The 17,793-nt window shown below is 36.4% G+C and carries 15 protein-coding genes; all 15 read right to left on the bottom strand.

The genetic code is table 11. The features are described 5' to 3' along the window. Positions 1-349: 349 nt before the first annotated feature. Entirely contained in the window at positions 350-1,849 is a 1,500-nt protein-coding gene (locus R3E32_13740; protein MEZ4885791.1) for an ISNCY family transposase, read from the bottom strand. Between the two features lie 300 nt (positions 1,850-2,149). Next, complete coding sequence (locus R3E32_13735; GenBank protein MEZ4885790.1) at positions 2,150-3,697, bottom strand: RagB/SusD family nutrient uptake outer membrane protein; 1,548 nt, start codon at positions 3,695-3,697, stop codon at positions 2,150-2,152. Positions 3,698-3,839: 142 nt separating this feature from the next. Next, positions 3,840-6,803, bottom strand: coding sequence for a SusC/RagA family TonB-linked outer membrane protein (locus tag R3E32_13730; GenBank protein ID MEZ4885789.1), 2,964 nt, complete (start codon positions 6,801-6,803; stop codon positions 3,840-3,842). 310 nt (positions 6,804-7,113) lie between these two features. Then, positions 7,114-8,664: an Rne/Rng family ribonuclease gene (locus tag R3E32_13725; GenBank protein MEZ4885788.1), complete on the bottom strand. Its 1,551-nt coding sequence runs from the start codon at positions 8,662-8,664 to the stop codon at positions 7,114-7,116. A 118-nt stretch (positions 8,665-8,782) separates the two neighbouring features. Next, a complete protein-coding gene (locus R3E32_13720; protein ID MEZ4885787.1) occupies positions 8,783-9,655 on the bottom strand; it encodes a tetratricopeptide repeat protein in 873 nt (290 codons plus the stop codon). Between the two features lie 110 nt (positions 9,656-9,765). Further along, positions 9,766-10,071, bottom strand: coding sequence for an HU family DNA-binding protein (locus R3E32_13715; GenBank protein MEZ4885786.1), 306 nt, complete (start codon positions 10,069-10,071; stop codon positions 9,766-9,768). Between the two features lie 470 nt (positions 10,072-10,541). Further along, entirely contained in the window at positions 10,542-13,217 is a 2,676-nt protein-coding gene (locus R3E32_13710; GenBank protein MEZ4885785.1) for a two-component regulator propeller domain-containing protein, read from the bottom strand. Positions 13,218-13,266: 49 nt separating this feature from the next. Beyond that, positions 13,267-14,517 carry an MFS transporter gene (locus R3E32_13705; GenBank protein ID MEZ4885784.1) on the bottom strand — a complete coding sequence of 417 codons (1,251 nt, stop codon included), beginning with the start codon at positions 14,515-14,517 and terminating at the stop codon, positions 13,267-13,269. Then, a complete protein-coding gene (locus R3E32_13700) occupies positions 14,514-15,155 on the bottom strand; it encodes an MIP family channel protein (GenBank protein MEZ4885783.1) in 642 nt (213 codons plus the stop codon). The genes R3E32_13705 and R3E32_13700 overlap by 4 nt, the downstream gene beginning before the upstream one ends. 38 nt (positions 15,156-15,193) lie before the next feature. Next, positions 15,194-15,532 (bottom strand): hypothetical protein, encoded by a 339-nt coding sequence (locus R3E32_13695; GenBank protein MEZ4885782.1) that lies wholly within the window; start codon positions 15,530-15,532, stop codon positions 15,194-15,196. Beyond that, positions 15,529-15,888 carry a cupin domain-containing protein gene (locus tag R3E32_13690; GenBank protein ID MEZ4885781.1) on the bottom strand — a complete coding sequence of 120 codons (360 nt, stop codon included), beginning with the start codon at positions 15,886-15,888 and terminating at the stop codon, positions 15,529-15,531. Before R3E32_13690 ends, R3E32_13695 begins: the two co-directional genes overlap by 4 nt. A 32-nt stretch (positions 15,889-15,920) precedes the next feature. Then, positions 15,921-16,385, bottom strand: a complete 465-nt coding sequence (locus tag R3E32_13685) for an NUDIX domain-containing protein (GenBank protein MEZ4885780.1) — start codon at positions 16,383-16,385, stop codon at positions 15,921-15,923. Positions 16,386-16,395: 10 nt separating this feature from the next. After that, positions 16,396-16,725 carry a type II toxin-antitoxin system PemK/MazF family toxin gene (locus R3E32_13680; GenBank protein ID MEZ4885779.1) on the bottom strand — a complete coding sequence of 110 codons (330 nt, stop codon included), beginning with the start codon at positions 16,723-16,725 and terminating at the stop codon, positions 16,396-16,398. Continuing rightward, positions 16,716-16,961, bottom strand: coding sequence for an AbrB/MazE/SpoVT family DNA-binding domain-containing protein (locus R3E32_13675; GenBank protein MEZ4885778.1), 246 nt, complete (start codon positions 16,959-16,961; stop codon positions 16,716-16,718). Before R3E32_13675 ends, R3E32_13680 begins: the two co-directional genes overlap by 10 nt. Before the next feature lie 112 nt (positions 16,962-17,073). Then, positions 17,074-17,721 (bottom strand): hypothetical protein, encoded by a 648-nt coding sequence (locus R3E32_13670; GenBank protein MEZ4885777.1) that lies wholly within the window; start codon positions 17,719-17,721, stop codon positions 17,074-17,076. Between the last annotated feature and the right edge of the window lie 72 nt (positions 17,722-17,793).

The following is a 17,793-nucleotide window of genomic DNA, read 5'->3' as shown; positions in this document are numbered from 1 at the left end:
CATATTGTTTTGTAACACATTTGTCCTATCATAGAACAATAGCCCATCGTCCAACTTACAAGACAGAAAAACAAAACTAAATACATTCAAATAATCTGATGTGCAGTAAAATTAGAGAAGATTTTGAAGTGAGATTGTCATATATAGTGCCTGAACGAAAACAGGCTTTTTTATTAAAAACAGATTAAAAAAAAACATCTATGAGAATGTTTTTTTGAGTTTTGAGGCAATTTCTTTCTAAATTACTGATATACATTGCATTGCGCTCATTTCGGAGCAGACAATCCCCTATGAAATACGTTAAAATCTTATTTATCAACAATTTATAAAGAAAAGCCTATTTTGAAACTCAAGAGGCTTTTTTGAGCTTTCGTTTTTTCGCTTTTTGCAGTTTCTTGGCTTTCGCTTTTTGCTGCTCCATGCACAATCTGCCCAATCGCTTTAAATTGTAAGCCAATACTCCCCATGCCACATATTTCTTGAAGCCATCCAAGCCCTTATCCGCTACTTTATCCAAACCACCCTGTTCCAATTCATTAATATTTGATTCTACTGCACTATGTTTACGCTTATAAGTTTTGTAGTTATCTGCCTGGTACGCCTCTTTCTCAGCAATAGTTGGTTTTCCTTTTTTAGGCATCACAACTATATCGAATATTTTTTCCATCGCTTCCTTATTTGATTTCAGCCAGAAACCTTTATCAAAACTAATACTATACAATTTGCACTTTTCTTTGAAGCGTTCCTGTAATTCCTTCCCTAATGGAATCACTAAATCCTTATCTTGTTCTTTTACAGCTACTTTGTGATAAACAATAAAGTGAAATTGGTCAGTTACAATCAACACATTATGCCCCAATTCTACATTTGGGTGCACCTTGCCCTTCTTCAACCACTCCGTTTCAGGTTCAAAAATGGAAAATACCTTTTCCGAATGAGGAATTTGTTCGCCTTGTAGAATACGTCTATCCACCAAATCGATATGTTTTTTTAACATATCTCGATAATATTTCAAGCTTTCTAACTTTGTTGCTAAGTGAGGTTTTGAATCAATTATTTCACTCAAAGCTTCTACTAAATCATTCACTTTCTTTAATAAAGGATAGGTTGCTGCCAAATACTCCTCTGTCGAATCTTGAAGGCGTTTTATATAATTATTACCTTTTCGTTTATGTATTCTTGCTGTAAGCGTATATAATCTTTTTATTTTTTTACGTATTGATTTATAATTACGTAATCCTGATATGTCTACTACGCTTTTTAACAGCTTTATAAAACCAATACATTTATGTACACAATCCCACAATAAACGGATATCGGTTGGAAAATGAATATGACGTTCTACTACAAACGAATCTGCTTTGAGATTCAACTCTAAAATTTTACCTTCCTTTTTTTTTAATTGATGACCTTCATTAACTATTATTTTATTGATTTCATTAAGGTTATCTTCAGTAAGTAAACCAACATTATCTTTAATTGTTTGCAAACAATAATGTTTTACATTCGGTAGATAACCTCTCGTTGCTACACCTAATATCCCTCGAAGTGAATGGTGATTATTCGATAAATCATGTAGATTATCATAATCTATATTTAAATTTAGACGGCAACAACCCAAAACAAATAATTCCCATAAACTCATTCCCAAACGACCCGTCGCTTTTTTTTCTGACAAAATAGCCTCAGATAAAACTTTCAGAACGGCTGTTCGAAGTGCTTCATTCGTGAAAATATGCTGTAATCCTGCTAATAGTTGAGGTAGCTCATGACGGCTTCGCATATCTATTTCTACCTCTCCAATAGGAATCGAATCCAATTGTAATTGTGCTTCAAATTCTTTACGCATCAGATAGTAATACTTTTTTACACGAATCTCATAGACAGACAAATCATCATTTGATTCGTAATTAACATTATACAAATATTGCAATTGCTAAGATAATAATTTCTACTATAAAATTCAAGCAAAAAAAGCTCTTTATTTTAATCAATATCAAATATTTGTGCCTTATCGTTCAAGCACTATATAAAAAACAGGTTGCTCTAAAATATAGAACAACCTGTTTCTTTGTTGAGAATAATATTTAAACTGTGCGTTTTATAATCACTCAGTTACTAATATTATGCTCTGTCATATAAGCAATATTTAGTAACCTGGATTTTGCTCCAAGTTAGGATTGGTAGAAATTGCTTCACCAGGAATACAGAACAACAAACGAGTTGCTGAAGAAGGATTTGGTTTTTCTTGCCATGTACCCAAGTAAGTTCCGAAACGAATTTGGTCATTTCTTCTCCAACCTTCCCAATACAATTCTCTTCCTCTCTCATCCAATAGTGTTTGTTCGCTAAGAGAACCCAATTGTGAAGCTCCTCTAATTCCACGAAGTGTGTTCACCATATCCAAAGCCGCAGCAGTATTTCCTTTACGCATCATTGCTTCTGCTTTCATCAACCATACATCTGCAAATCGGAAGATGACAAAATCATTATCCGCAAGATCTCCTGGAACAGTATAATCAACAGGATATTTAATACAACGAATACCTGTTACTTCAAGGTTAGAACCTGTTTCTGTCAATTTAAAATCAGGTGTAAATGACAAAGGACTACCAGTTCTGTCCTGTAATGGATTTCCATCTACATCGTATTGCTGTCCTACCAAAAAACCTGCATTTAGACCAGAATTACCTTCTTGAAAAAGAGGAAGTTCTGCTTTTACACGCTTGTCTCCTTCTTCAAATAGGTTGTACAAGTCAGTCAGAGCTACAAAACCATTCCATCCACTTGGGTTTTGGTTGTAGTGAGTAGTCATGTGAAAGTAGCAACGAACATTACCTGCTGCTGCTCCTGAAGTATTTTCAGAAACAAAAATTAACTCACTTGATTGTTCGCCATTGTCAGGAACAAAGTTGTCAAAATAGTTGTCATCTACTGAATAACGACCACTGTTAATGATGTTGTCACAATATTGAATTACTTTGTCCATGTCAGCAGCATCAAAGCTATAAGGGCCTTCCAATGCACCTCCATCAGCCCCAGTTGCTGCATAAACCGCTTTGTTCAAGTATATTTTTGCTAGAAGTGCGTAGGCAGCATCCTTATTTGCTAAGGCAGCATTGCCACCTTCGGGTAGGTTTCCTATTTCTGCTTCTAATTCACCAATAATAATACTTGGTAATTCTGCACGACCTAAAATTTGAGAAGGTGGATTAACCAAGTTCTCACCACAAGCTCGTCTTGGTAATTTACCAAAAGTATCTAAAATGTAAAAGTCATGTAATGCCCTTAGAAATGTTGCTTCTGCTTTGGTCTGTCCTGTTGCACCTGCACACAAGGCATTGAAAGCACTGAAAGAATTGGTATTCAAAGATTTCCATAGCCTGTTTATATAAGCATGAGCAGTTGTCCATGAGTGGGTGTGTAATACACGCCAGATACCAGCATCATCCCAATCTCGACCTCTTGTAGGCCCTGCCATTTCATCTGTTGTATGGAGAATTATGGAACCCATTTCTTCTTGGGTCTGTAGGTTACGAAGCCCGTTGTAAGCTCCTTGCACCAATTGTGCAGGATCAGCATCCCCTTCTTCGATGACTGTGAAACCATCTTTGATTTCTTCATCCAAATTGGCACAACTTGGGAGAATCAAGAAGGCTAATGTGAAGATTAAAATATAAGAAAAATATTTATTCATGATACTAAATAATTTTTGAAATTAAAACTCTTTGCAATTTAATAAAATCAAGTTAAAAAAGTTCGTAAGGCTTGTATTGAATTGTGTAAGAAAGCATACAGAATCTTATTTAATTTGACTTTTGAACTACATTTTTTTGGAATTAGAATACAAAATTAGCTCCAAAAGTAAATGATGTTGCTCTTGGATAGGTTGAGTAGTCAATACCAAATGAAGGTACATCGTCAATATTTTTGTTCTTGTTTACCTCTGGATCAAATCCATTGTAGTCAGTCAATAAGAATAAGTTTTGACCTGTTGCATAAACACGGATAGATTTCAACCAATCTACGGATGAAGGGATATTGTATCCAACTGTCAAGTTCGCCAAACGGAAGAAATCTGCATCCTCTAAAAACAAAGTAGAAGGTTTTGGAGAATCGCTAGCTCCTTGACCAGAACTCAAAACTCTATCATCCACATTCGCTCCTCCATTCAAAGCAGCACGGTTGAACAACGCCAAAGCGGTGTTGTCAAATACTTGGTGGCCATACAAACCATAACCATACACGCTAACATCAAAATTACCCATAGTAAGAGAAGTTCTAATACCGATGTTCATATCAGGATTTGGATCTCCATAAAAACCTCTATCACCATTTCCTGGGCCAACAATACCACTGGATGTATCCGAACCATCATTGTTCAAGTCTGCATATACACCATTACCTTCGGCATTGAAACCAACAAATTCAGGTAGGTAGAAAGAGTACAATGGCTGATTGTCATAAATCAACTGCGCTCTCTGGTTAGACAAACCTTGTCCGTTGATATCACCTGTGAGGATACCATCAGGGAATACATTAGAAACACCTTTTACAACGTTGTCGAATATACTCAAGTTCAAACCAACATCCCAACGAAGTTTGTCATTGTCGACAACGATTGCGTCAATATTGAAGTCAATACCCGTATTTTCGACTGTAATTTCCTCAATATTTCTCCATACAAAAACATTCGGAGCAGGCTGTGCTGCAGTGACTCTGAACAATAAGTCTTTTGTTTCTTTAGTGTACCAGTCAATAGAACCTGTGATTCTATAATTTGCAAAACCATAGTCAAGTCCTACGTTGAATTGAGAAGTTGACTCCCACTTCAAATCAGGATTACCTACCACTGTTTGGATAATACCACTACCATTGTCGGTAGGTTTGTATTGGCTTTGAGCAGAACCTGATGGGAACTCTTGGTTACCCGTTACTCCATATCCAACTCTCAATTTCAAATCGTCAAAAGCATCAGGAATAAAGTCCTCTTTGTATAGTTGCCATGCAAAAGCAGCAGAAGGGAATACACCATAACGGTTTCCTTCTCCAAAACGGCTCGAACCATCCGCACGAACTGTTGCAGTAATCAAGTATTTTTCACTCAAGGTCAAGTTTACACGACCAAAGAAAGACTGCAATACGTTGTCAGGTTCTTCAAAAGATTTATTTAGTGCAGCAGGGAATGCATTTGCGAAGTTCAAATTAGCAGTATATAGAGCTTGATCATCTACAAGGAATCCGTTTGCTCTTTGAGTGTTTCCTTTTCTGCTCAATTTTTGATAGGCATATCCCACAACTGTATTCAAACCTACGTTGTCGTTCAAATCTTTGACGTAACTCAAAGTATGTTCGTGCAATTGAGAAAATGTTTGAATGCCTTCAATACTTGCAACACCTCCTGAACCCTTGGCAAAGTTGGTATTCATCAATCTCGAAACAGACACTCTTCTTGCAGATTCAGAACGGTCAATACCTAAGTTGTATTTATAATCTAATCCTTCAGCTATATTGAAGTTTGCAGAGATGGTACCAAAAATTCTTGAAGTTTCAGCAAAGTCATTGTAATAGTCCAAGAAAGCCAGTGGATTTCTTTCGTTATCACTAGGTTGAATATAAGTACCATCAGGATTGGTAAATGAACGAGTAGGATTCCAACGCAAAGCAGAAATAATTAAATCTCCTTCTGCACCTACGTTGTCAGACAAAGCTGTTGCTTCATCTTCTACAAAACTACCCAATAATTTACCATCTAAAGTCAATCTATCATTTAGTAGTTTTTGGGAAACACTCAAATTGGCCGTGTATTTTTTCAATCCAGAGTGTCTGATAATACCTTCTTGGTCTAAATATCCCAAAGACATTCTGAAACGTCCACCATTTTCAGATGAACCGCCATAACTTACATTGTAGTTCTTGGTACCTGCTGTACGCAAAATTTCATCAAATGCATTTACATTGCTTCCCAAGTTGATACCAGATTCAGATGCAAAAGTGGCGGCATCTAATAGATTGTATTTTCTATTATCAGGCATAGTACTGGTAGTATATGCAGCAGAGAAGCTCAATTCAGGTGCGCCACGGCTTCCTTTCTTGGTTGTAATTAAGATAACACCATTTGCACCACGAGAACCATAAATCGCTGTGGCAGAAGCATCTTTCAAAATACTGATACTTTCAATGTCGTTGGGGTTGATAAAGTTCAATGGGTTACGAGCCGAAGAACGTCCTGCACCTACATCTGAACCCGCACTTACATCGCTGCCACCCAAAGGTACACCATCCAATACAACTAGAGGGTCATTGCCCGCACGTACAGAAGATGCACCACGAATACGAATATCCACACCTGCACCAGGTTCTCCACTTGAAGAAGTTACCTGAACACCTGCAGCTCGACCTTGAATCAATTGTTCAGGAGAAGTATTGACTCCTTTATTGAAGTCATCGCTAGAAATGGCCAATACGGAACCAGTGGCATCTTCTTTTTTTACCGTACCGTAGCCAATTACAACTACTTCTGATAAGTCTTGACCGGCAGAAAGCTCAACATCAATTACATTTGATGCTCCAACCGTTACTTCTTCGGCTCCGTAACCTACAAAAGAAAATACCAATACATCTCCTACACTTGCTTTGAGAGTGTATTTACCATCAAAATCTGTAACAGTACCTGTTGTAGTACCTTTCACAACTACATTCGCAGTTGGGAGAGTTTCCCCCGTATCGCCATCTGTAATTGTACCTGTAATGGTTTTCTCCTGCGCAAAAGCAACAGTCGTGACCATTAGCATGCTAAGCATAAAAAACTGCTTAGCAAAAACGTAAAGTTTTTTCATCATCATGTTTGTTTATGGTTTTGAATAAAGAATAAAATTTTATAAAAAAATCATTGTAAAGATTACATAGTAAATTCTTATTGTTTTGTGTGTTTCTTTTGAAAGCTAAAACAATAAGAGTTTACTTCTCAAATTTTGGATAAAACTTTATGTAAGGTTAGTAGGATATATGGGCTTGCTCTCTATTGTTGCATAATTATAGAGTAGGTAAGTACTAAAATGTACTCATTTTACTTCAAACAAAAATAAAATTTATTTCTGTTTTTTTAGAGTTTTACAACTTTATTTCTTCGTGTTGGGCATCAAAGAAATGATATTCAGTAAGAAAGTAATTGTCATTCGCAAGAATTTTGACCCATTTTTTGTGTTGCCAAAACCATTGCATTTGCTTTGATCTCCATCCTTTTGTAAGGTAGGATTCTACGAAAGGATGGACAGACAGTTGTAAGTCTTCATAATCCATTTCGTTGAGCAAATAACTTAGGTTATTTGCAATCTCGTCTATTAGCAATACTGTTGCTTTTACTTTCCCTGTTCCATTGCAGGTAGGGCAGACTTCAGAAGTAGAAATTTTAATTTCTGGACGAGTTCTTTGACGAGTAATTTGCATTAAGCCAAACTTACTCAAAGGGAGTATGGTATGACGCGCCCTATCTAATTCCATGGCTTCTTTCATGCGTCTGTAAACCATTTTCTTATTATCAGGGTCTTTGATGTCAATGAAATCAATAATGATGATTCCCCCTAAATCTCTTAGGCGAAGTTGTCGAGAGATTTCATTAACCGCCTCTAAATTAACTGTTAGTGCTTGAGTTTCTTGATTTTGAACAGTGCTCACTTTATGACCACTATTCACATCAACAACATGCAGTGCTTCGGTATGTTCGATTATCAAGTAAGCACCACTTGCCATATTTACGGTCTTGCCAAAAGCTGCCTTTATTTGTTTGGTTATTTTGTAAAAATCAAAAATAGGAGCTTTGCCTTTGTATAAAGACACGATTTTTGCAACTTCAGGAGCAATGCTTGATACGTAAGATTTATAATCTTCTGCTAAATTTGCGTCATTTACAATGATATTTGTAAATGACGCATTCAATAGGTCACGTAGAATACTAGAAGGTTTACTAAGTTCACTCAATACCTTTTGAGGAGCTTTGGTAGTACTCAGTTCTGTTAGAATCTTTTTCCACTTTGATAGAAGGTCGTTCAAATCTTCATGAAGATCAGCCAGCTTTTTACCTTCAGCAGCTGTCCTCACAATGATTCCGAAATGTTTCGGTTTCACATTTTCTATTAAGACTTTAAGTCTCTCTCGTTCCTCAGATTGTTTTATTTTTCTGGACACAGCAACCGCATCACTAAATGGAACCAAAACCATAAAGCGTCCTGCAAGTGTGACTTCACAGCTTAAACGAGGCCCTTTTGATGAAATAGGTTCTTTTAGAACCTGCACCAATACGACATCTCGCTTTTCTAATACATCGGTCACTTTACCTGTTTTGACAATGTCGGTTTCTAATCCAAAATTATCTAACAGGTGTTGTTTACGATTACCAGATAAGCCTTCGTCAATAAACTTTTTTAAGGAGCGAATTTGAGGACCTAAATCCGTATAATGTAAAAAAGCATCTTTCCCATGTCCAATATCTACAAACGCAGCATTGAGTCCTTGAACTACTTTCTTGACTTTACCTATAAAGATATCACCAACTGCAAATCGGTTATTGGACTGTTCTTGATGCAACTCTACCAATACTTTATCTTCTAATAAAGCAATATGAACACCCTCAGTAGTGGAGTTTACAATTAAGTCTCTATTCAAAACTGGTTATTTCTTCTTCTTGTGTCTATTCTTTCTAAGTCGTTTTTTACGCTTGTGTGTCGCTATTTTATGTCTTTTTCGTTTCTTTCCGCAAGGCATATATGTATCTAATTTAAAATTAAGAATTTAGAAGTTTTTCTATGTACTTGTCCAATTGGTCTGCAAAGGTAGGATTTTTCACCCATTTTTTACAGTCTTTGTATGCTTCAATTGCTTTTTCCTTTTCATCTAGCCCTAGATAAGCCTCTGCAAGGTAATAATACGCTTGTGCATTGGTGGGCTCTTTTTGGATAACTATTTGTAATCGAGCGACTGCTTTGTCATATTGTGCCGAAACTATAGCCATTTGACCCAACAATAAATTTGCTTTAGCATTGGTGGAATCTTTTAGAGTAATATCTCGAAGCATAAATATTCCTTTCATCACTTGTTGCCCTTGATTGCCATAACCGTCAATATAAGTAGAAGCCAATTCGATTTGGTAGTCTAAATTGGTGCTGTCAAACACTACTGCATTATTGTAAGCTGCAACTGTGTTTTCTACTAAGTAAGCTCTCATGCTTGAATCTCCAGAAATCCTAAATGCAAATGCCAATTTTTCACCTGCTTCCTTCCACCTTGATTCTATAGAATCTAATTTGGCGGCCTGTTGAAAATAATAGGATGCCAACTCTATATATTGGGCTTTTTCCCAGCTATCTCCCAGTTCTTTGTAGATTTCGGCACGCATCTGATTAGAAGAATCTTTATGTGTTTCCATTTTGACTTCTAATAATTCTATGCTGTCTTTCTGCTCGGGAGTTATTTTCTTTTTTAGATTATCAGATAATTGGTCAAAATTAATTTGAGCTAAACTTTGTTCTTTTTGTTGGGTATCTTCTGCAATGTTGTTGGAAGCATTAGACGTAGAAGCTTTTCTATTTCCGCCAAAATACAACAAACAAACTAGTAGAATCCCAGTACCTACTAAAAATAGCTGCTTTTTATCCACGCTGATTTTTTTTATTTTTTAAACAGCAAAGGTAGCAATAAAAATAAAAAGGCTGGATAATGATCACTATCCAGCCTTTCCATTTCTTATCGATAAGAAGCCATGCGAAACTAGTCCTCAGACTGGTTGTTAAGTGTTTCACTGTTCTTCACATTTTCTACAAAAATCTTAGCTGGTTTGAATGCAGGAATGTGGTGCTCAGGAATCTCAATAGCAATGTTCTTTTTAATGTTTCTACCGATTTTCTTAGCTCTTTTTTTAGTTATAAAAGAACCAAATCCTCTGATATAAACATTTTCTCCTTCTGCAAGGGCTTCTTTAACTTCTTTGAAGAAAGACTCTAAAGAAACCAAAACATCTACTTTAGGCACGCCTGTCTTTTCTGCAATGCGTGCAATTAAATCTGCTTTTCTCATAGTAAAAACCTGTTAGTAATTAATAAAAAATAGTTAGAAATAAAATGAAAGATAAAATCTACTCCTTTCATTTTTATAAATAAAATAAGTAAATCATCACAACAAAGGTAAACTAATTTTTTTTCTTTAACGTATATTTTTTTATTTTTTTTTAAAAAAAGTATTGCTAAGTAAGGTTTTATGTTGGTTTTGTTAAGAGTGTTATATTGATAAAAGGATGTTTAATTGTTTTTAATCATCACATTTTAAAGTGTTTATAAGAATAAATAAAAAATAAATTAAAATTTGGGGAAAAACAAGTTAAATTATACCTAAAAAGGTGTATTTATCACTTTAAAAAAAATAAATTATGGATGGTAATGTTTATTTCTATACAATGTAAATTGCATTTTATGCAATAGTACAAAAATAGAAATTAGAGAAAAAAAAATAACATAGTAAAATTCTTGCTCCAAAGTAGAAAAAATAAATTAATTTTCCATAATTGGAATTATTAATTTCACCTTCGTTCCTTTTGAATTTCCTTTGGAATCATATAAATCAATTATTTTTATGTCAATTTTGCGGCGGCTAAGGTTATTAAGGATGGATAAGCGCTTACTTGGATTCGTTGTCCCTATTTGAGATTTTGCAATACTCCGATTTTGAAGAGCAGCAGCCTTTGATCTTCCTATGCCATTGTCTTCAATTATACATATTAAAATTTCTTCATTCTGTTCAAATTTTATCTTCAGTTGCCGTAAACCTTCTTTTTTTTGCAATAATCCATGTATGATAGAATTTTCTATATATGGTTGTATTAACATAGGTGGTATATAAATATCATTAATTTCTATGTTTTCAGCAACATCTATTTGATATTCAAATTTATCTTTGAAGCGCATGGATTCAATATTAAGATATAGATATATATGTTCTATTTCATCCTCTAAAAGAACACTTGACTTCTTTGAATTCTCTAATACCTTGCGAATCAGTTCAGCAAAAATGGAGAGATATAAATTAGCAGATTTTTTATCATTTTCTGTAATGAAATATTGAATAGAATTCAACGAATTAAAAATAAAATGCGGATTTATTTGCGCTCTTAAAGCCATTTGTTCTGATTCTAATAGTCTATTTTTGAGGTCACTCCGCTCTTTGAAGTATTTAATTATGTAATAACTTACAATTGACAATAAGCCTAAAATGAGTAGGGCAACCAATGTTTTGTACCATGCTTGTTGGGTGTAATGTCGAGCGATATATAGTTGTATTTGAGCAGGTTGCAGGCTTCTATTACCATCTTTATCAATGGCATAAATACTAAAAAGGTAGGCACCAGGAGTTAGTGTAGGGTATTGAATCACATTTTGATCTGTAACTACCCATTTTTTATCTACTCCAATCATTTTGTATTGATAACGCATATTTTCCTGTGATTTATAGGAGAGTCCATCATAGCTGATTTTGATGTTGTTTTGGTCAAAAGCCAAATCATAGCGTTTTTGAAGTACTGTATCTTGGTACCAAACTTGTATTTGGCTGATGTGAATCAAAGGCGGCGTGTGTATTGAAGAAATATTTTTATCAAAAAAGCTAAGACCTGAACTACTTGCTACCCATACGGTATCATTTTCTACCAGCACATCGTGTAGGTGATTAGAAGGAAGACCCTCTAAAGTAGTGTATTTTTGGATGGATAATTTGGAAGTCTTAGGGTTAAATGTAACTTGATTCAAACCTTTATTGGTGCATATCCAAGCATTGTCTTTTTTATCCACAAAAATTTTGTGGCATATATTGCTTATCAAGCCATATTTTTCTTGGAGTTGCAGCAAAATTTTTGGATTACTCGGATTGCTAATATCTGCCAATAAAATTCCATTTCCGTCTGTGCCTATCCAAAGTTGGTTCTCACTATTGATTGCCAAACTGCTGATATTTTCTTGAAGCAAAGAATCTTGGAGAAAGTACAGACTATCTTGGTTGTAATAGTGCAAACCTTGTGTGTTGCCAATCCAAATATTACCCTTCAAATCTTCACACACACTACTCACTTGCAATAAAGGGAGTGAAAAGATGGCAGTGCCTTCTTTGGTGTCAAATTTGATGGGGTCTTGGTATCTTGCGGCCCACACAAAACGCTCTTTTTCAGTGCTGATAATTTCTTTTGTGGGTACTAAATTGACCACAAACAAATCTGTATTTTTAGTGAAAAATAGCAACCCTTCATCTGTTGCCAACCATTTTCGATCATTCTGCAGTAATATATCGTTTACTCGATTGTAAGCATTGAAGGAATAGCTGACACTGTAATTGTCTATTACTGTTCCATTTGTCGCAATTTCGGTTAGTGTACCTTTGCTGCTCCCCAACCAAAGGTGTCTTTGGGCATCTTTGGCAATGGAATGTATATCATCAAAAGCCAAACCGTCTTCTATAGTATAGGTTTTAACGTGTCTATTGGAAAGCATGAAAACGCCTTCGTCGAGCGTGGTGAACCAATAGTTCGCTTCTCGGTCTTTGAGGATGGAAGTGATGGTTTTGTGAGGCAAGTATTGTTCAATTTTGAGGCTATCGGTTTTGTAATTGCGGCAGTGGTAAACGCCTCCTCCCCAAGTACCTATCCATACATTTCTTTCTGTTTCTTTGAATTCGCAACTTGTGGGATAGTCTTTTTGGTTGGGAAGAATATCCCGCTGCAATGAATCACGGCGCAGTAGGAGGGATGTAATGTAGTCAATAATCAAATCACCTGCCTTAATTTGTTGGTTTCCAAAAAGAAGGGTTTCTTCTTCAATGATTTTGTTTCCTTCAATGTGGCTCGTTTTTCCATCGGCAGTCAAAAGCCATATTTGCCCAATGATGTCTTCTTTGATGTCCAGTACATGGTTGTTGGACAGTCCATTGGAGGTATTGAAGGTGGTGAATTCACGTCCGTTGAAGCGAGATGCTCCCATTGCAGTGGCTAGCCAAATATAGCCCTTTTCGTCTTGCAGTATATGGTATATCTCATTGCTTGGCAGACCATTAGCTACTTCATAGTGAAAATAAGATACCTTTTGCGCCCAGCTAACATTGCAGTAAAATAGCAAGCAGCAGGTTAGGAAGAAAAGAGGAAAATATTTGCAGAAAAAATGGGTTTTCAAGTAAATGACTATCAACAGTTGAAGGAAATATTTGCTAAATGTTATTCTTTCTGTGAATGTACTATTAATTTGTTGTTTTTTCAAAAAGAAAATAACCGAATAAAAGAAAGCTGGAAACGACTGATAAAGCAATGCCGATTCCAAAGTTATCTACTAAAATGCCTAATGAAAGGGCAATAATGGAGGCCAATATCGTTCCCCAAAACGACTGGGCTGAAAGGACTGAGGTGAGGATGTCGTGTGGTACATTGTCTGCAATGTCGCCTGTCAGCAAGGGTTTTCGAAGATTTTCTATTACATAAATAGAAACAAAAGTCAATAGAGAAAGTATCCAACATTCGTAGGTGTAAAGAAAACCACACATAATTCCTGCAATGAATCCCGCTTGTAAAGTTAGTCTTGGAAGGTTGGACCATTTTAGATTTGCAGTTTTTGCAGCATTTTTGGAAGCAAAAGATGACAGCAAATAGATAAAAAAATAAATAACTCCAATGATCAATCCGCTTTTTCTTTTTTCTTCCATGTTCATCATAAAAGGAATCAATAACGCAACGTGAACCATCAATGGCTGAATGTAGTCTTTCACCGCTTTTAGGAAAGAAGTGTGAAGGGCGGCGGAGTTGATAATTTGAAATACGTTGGGTTTTCTAATAACTTCCACAAAAGATTGGAAGGTGAGCCAGATTCCGATTCCCTTGACTTTATTCTCCTCTCTTTCTTTTTTGGAAGAAGAGAAATTCAATTCATTGGGATAGGAATATATGTTGATAAAATTGAGTAGATAAGGGAGTACTGAGTACAAAAAAATGCTGCGATAAGTGCCTGTATAAAGTACCAATATTCCTGCAAAAAGTGAAGATATGGCAGAACCTGTCTGTGACCAAGAACGGGTATGGCCATAATAATTTACCTTTTGATTTTGCCAACCATTTAGCTTCAAATAGTCCATAATCATGCCTTTGTGCGTTCCTGAACGAAAAGCATCCCCTATGCCATACAGTACTATGGCAACGAGGAATAAATAGAAATCGCTGGAAAAATAAAAAATCAGAAAAGAAAGAATGTAGGCGAGGAAAGCAGCTATCAATGAGCTTTTGCGACCGAATGTATCGGCAAGAATACCCGTGGGAATCTCCGAAAAATTGATGACTATCTCACGAGTGGCATAAATAACCCCTATTTGGGTGTAAGAAATGCCATTTTCTAAAAAAAATAACAGCAAGAAGGCATCAAAAAATCGCAGGTTTTTCAGAAAACCATAGGCGCAAAATTTGAAGTATTGACCGTTTTTTTCAAATACATGAATGTTACTCATTCCCTTTTCACTATTTTCCAACCTCCTATAGCCCCTACTGCACCTATGATGGGAGCAGTAAGATAAATCCAACAATGTTCTAAGTGTCCTGATAAAAGGGCAGGTGCAATCGAGCGGGCAGGATTCATAGATGCGCCAGAAATGGGGCCCGCAAACATGGCTTCAAGCAGCACCATTCCTCCAATAGCGATACCTGCCATTGTTCCCACTTCTTTTGAACCTGTCGAAACATTCATAATCACCAACATCAGAAAGAAGGTCAGAATGACTTCCAATACAAAAGACTGCCAAGCTGTGCCAGAGGGAAGGGTCGCTCCAAGAGTGGCATGAGTCGGGAAAAGCAGCAACAAGGTCGCACTTGCCAACAATGCGCCCACCAATTGAGCCAAAATGTAGGGAGCTACTTCTTTACCTGCAAAACGTCCTGAGAACCAAAAAGCAATGGTCACAGCAGGGTTGATATGCGCTCCCGATATTTCACCAAAAGCATAAATCATCACCATCACAATCAACCCAAATGTGATGACAATTCCAGTATGTGTGATGCTTCCATTTGTCAAATCGTTCACCACAATAGCGCCCGTTCCAAAGAAAATCAATCCATAAGTCCCGAAAAATTCAGATAAGTATTTACGCATGGCTTTTCATATTTATTTTAAATACCCATATTCTAATTTTATTCCACTTCTTCCACTATAGATTCCCCTTTCGAGCCATCTCCCGAAGTCCAAGTCCACTTTTCATGCAGTCGAATCTTCCCATTTTGCAATATTTCGGGTGTAGAATGGCAAACACCCGTCATCAACTCACCCGCCTGATTTATCTGGTGGTAGCTCATTTCGATGTTTCCATATTCATCTACCAAACCCATCAAATGCCCTTTCAAAATGTTGCCTCCAGAGTATTCAGCTGTCAAAATAGCTCCCTGTTGTTGATACAAGAAAATTGTGTCTTGCGAAGTTTCACCATTTGCAGTATTCTGAATGGCTCGAAATTTTTTGTTGTGGTAGTTCATATCTGCTCCAATTCCTCTCTTGTCAATTCACTCTTTTCATTCCCTGTATTGACCGTTCCCACAGGTTCAAACAACATAAGAGAAACCTCTTCTTCTGCCACAGGTCGATGCTCAACACCTCTCGGCACAATCAAAAATTCCCCTTTCTTCAATACCACCGTTCTATCTCGAAATTCCATTTGCAGTTCACCTTTCAATATATAAAATAGCTCGTCTTCCTCATCGTGTTTGTGCCAAACAAACTCTCCTTTGAGTTTCGCCAATTTGACATGTTGCCCATTCAATTCCCCCACAATTCGAGGATTCCAATGATCAGAAAATAAAGCAAGTTTGCTGTCGATGTTTACTTTTTGCATAGCTTTTAAGTTAATTATCAATGATTATTTCTTCAATAACGTTTTGAGCGATAAAATGCTTCACTCCCATTTTTCTCCCCAAAAAACCAAGCCACCTCTCGTTCTGGGTAAAATTGAACGGATGGCAATGTTTCCCTATCCATCCATTGTATGCCAATCATTCCGGGGTCAAAATTTGTTCCCGCTCCTTCAATAGCTTCCTCCGAAACCAAAGTTACTTCAAAAATATGCTCGACTTGGTGAATCCCTTCTTTCCAATCCTCCACAAAATCACTGCTTTCCTGTATAAACTCATTGACCAAAACCAAATTTCCCACTTCGACCTCCAATCCCGTTTCCTCCTGAAATTCCCTTTTCACACATTCCGCTAAAGTTTCGCCCATGATTTGCTGACCACCTGGCAGTGCATATAATTGTTTCCCACCCATGTCGTAGCAGACAAATAGGATTTGGTTGTTGTGTTGCAGGATGCCTCTGGAGGTGATGCGGTATTTCATGGTAAAATTATCAATCTACTAAAGTTTCTTGTATAACAGCTTTTATATTCTGAATATCAATAGGTTTCAGCCGCCCCATTTTTTTGTGAATCCTTCTTTTGTCAATCGTTCTAATTTGGTCTATGACCACCCAATTTTCTTTCCCTCTTAGTTCAATTAGAATCCTTGTAGGATAAGACTTAGATTTAGAAGTGATAGGAGCTATAATGATGGTTTTTAGGTATTTATTCATTTCATCAGGCGACAAAATAACACAAGGTCTTGTTTTGCGAAGTTCACTTCCCATAGTTGGGTCTAAATTCACGATTACTACATCGTATTGGTTCAATATTAATCCCATGCTTCAAAGTTTTCATCTTCAAACACATCGTCTATCAACAACTCATCGTCTCCATTTTCTGCCATCTGCTTGAAAGAAGCCTCCCAACCTTCTCGCACTTTCTTCACAGGCTTGACAATGAAAAAACCTTCTTTGAATACGACTTCTACTTTATCTTGAATATCGTATTTTTCCAAAATATTTTTTGCCAAGCGAATTCCCCTGGAATTGCCAATTTTTACTACTGAAATTTGCATTTTTAACACCATTAATGTAATTACAAAATAATTACGAATTTAACCATTTTGATTGAATTTTACAAGAGCGTTTCCACTGAACTACAAATACTCTAATCCCGTTTCCTCCATTTCACCCTTTATTTAATATTACCTCACAATGCTCAGTCAAATGTTGTTTCAATGCCTTTATTTCTCCCTCAGAGCGATGATATACCTTTTCTGGGTCAGCTATTTTCCAGCTTTGATAGCGATAGATTTTTCCGTCACATTCTAAGGTGTTCCCATCAAACGGCAACCATCTAACCATAGATTCATTGGTGTTCAAGTCCGTTCCTGTGTGCGATTGTATGTTGGTATTGGCGATATCATTTTCCAAAGAAATAGATGTAACCAAAATGCCATTTGCAGGCACTTCAATTTTGTAAGAGCGTGTCCATTTTGAACAAAATGGAGGAGCATTTTCTACTTCATAAATCGTTGTTACATACTCAGCAGTAAAGTTTTCTGGTAGTACAAAAGTTTTCACTCGATGTGAGAGTGTGGGTATCAGCACCAACAGTAGCAAAATAACCCCTTCAACTTTCACCAACATCGGATAATTGTGGGTGAATTTTTGAAGTAAAAAATCCGCTATCAGCACTCCAACACTAACAATGATCAAAACAAAAATGCCAAAATTGACATATCCATCGCCTTGAACGTTTGGTCTGTAATTGTATATCGAAAAAAGGATGGCTATAAAAGCGGCTACGTTTGCAGGGGAAATGCTGTAATTCATAGAGAATATGATTTGCTGGTTTCTTCAATAATTATGATGAATTATTTGACCCAAAATTTCAATGAAGATACA

It is taken from the genome of Chitinophagales bacterium (assembly GCA_041392475.1).
In the GTDB taxonomy this organism is placed as follows: domain Bacteria; phylum Bacteroidota; class Bacteroidia; order Chitinophagales; family UBA2359; genus JAUHXA01.
Note: the sequence above shows the minus strand (reverse complement) of the source record. Positions and strands in the feature narration are given on the sequence as shown.

Coding starts and splice junctions, on each gene's coding strand:
- R3E32_13740 (MEZ4885791.1), bottom strand. CDS start 1,849: ATGCGTAAAGAATTTGAAGCACAATTACAATTGGATTCGATTCCTATT.
- R3E32_13735 (MEZ4885790.1), bottom strand. CDS start 3,697: ATGAATAAATATTTTTCTTATATTTTAATCTTCACATTAGCCTTCTTG.
- R3E32_13730 (MEZ4885789.1), bottom strand. CDS start 6,803: ATGCTTAGCATGCTAATGGTCACGACTGTTGCTTTTGCGCAGGAGAAA.
- R3E32_13715 (MEZ4885786.1), bottom strand. CDS start 10,071: ATGAGAAAAGCAGATTTAATTGCACGCATTGCAGAAAAGACAGGCGTG.
- R3E32_13705 (MEZ4885784.1), bottom strand. CDS start 14,517: ATGAGTAACATTCATGTATTTGAAAAAAACGGTCAATACTTCAAATTT.
- R3E32_13700 (MEZ4885783.1), bottom strand. CDS start 15,155: ATGCGTAAATACTTATCTGAATTTTTCGGGACTTATGGATTGATTTTC.
- R3E32_13695 (MEZ4885782.1), bottom strand. CDS start 15,532: ATGAACTACCACAACAAAAAATTTCGAGCCATTCAGAATACTGCAAAT.
- R3E32_13690 (MEZ4885781.1), bottom strand. CDS start 15,888: ATGCAAAAAGTAAACATCGACAGCAAACTTGCTTTATTTTCTGATCAT.
- R3E32_13685 (MEZ4885780.1), bottom strand. CDS start 16,385: ATGAAATACCGCATCACCTCCAGAGGCATCCTGCAACACAACAACCAA.
- R3E32_13680 (MEZ4885779.1), bottom strand. CDS start 16,725: ATGGGATTAATATTGAACCAATACGATGTAGTAATCGTGAATTTAGAC.
- R3E32_13675 (MEZ4885778.1), bottom strand. CDS start 16,961: ATGCAAATTTCAGTAGTAAAAATTGGCAATTCCAGGGGAATTCGCTTG.
- R3E32_13670 (MEZ4885777.1), bottom strand. CDS start 17,721: ATGAATTACAGCATTTCCCCTGCAAACGTAGCCGCTTTTATAGCCATC.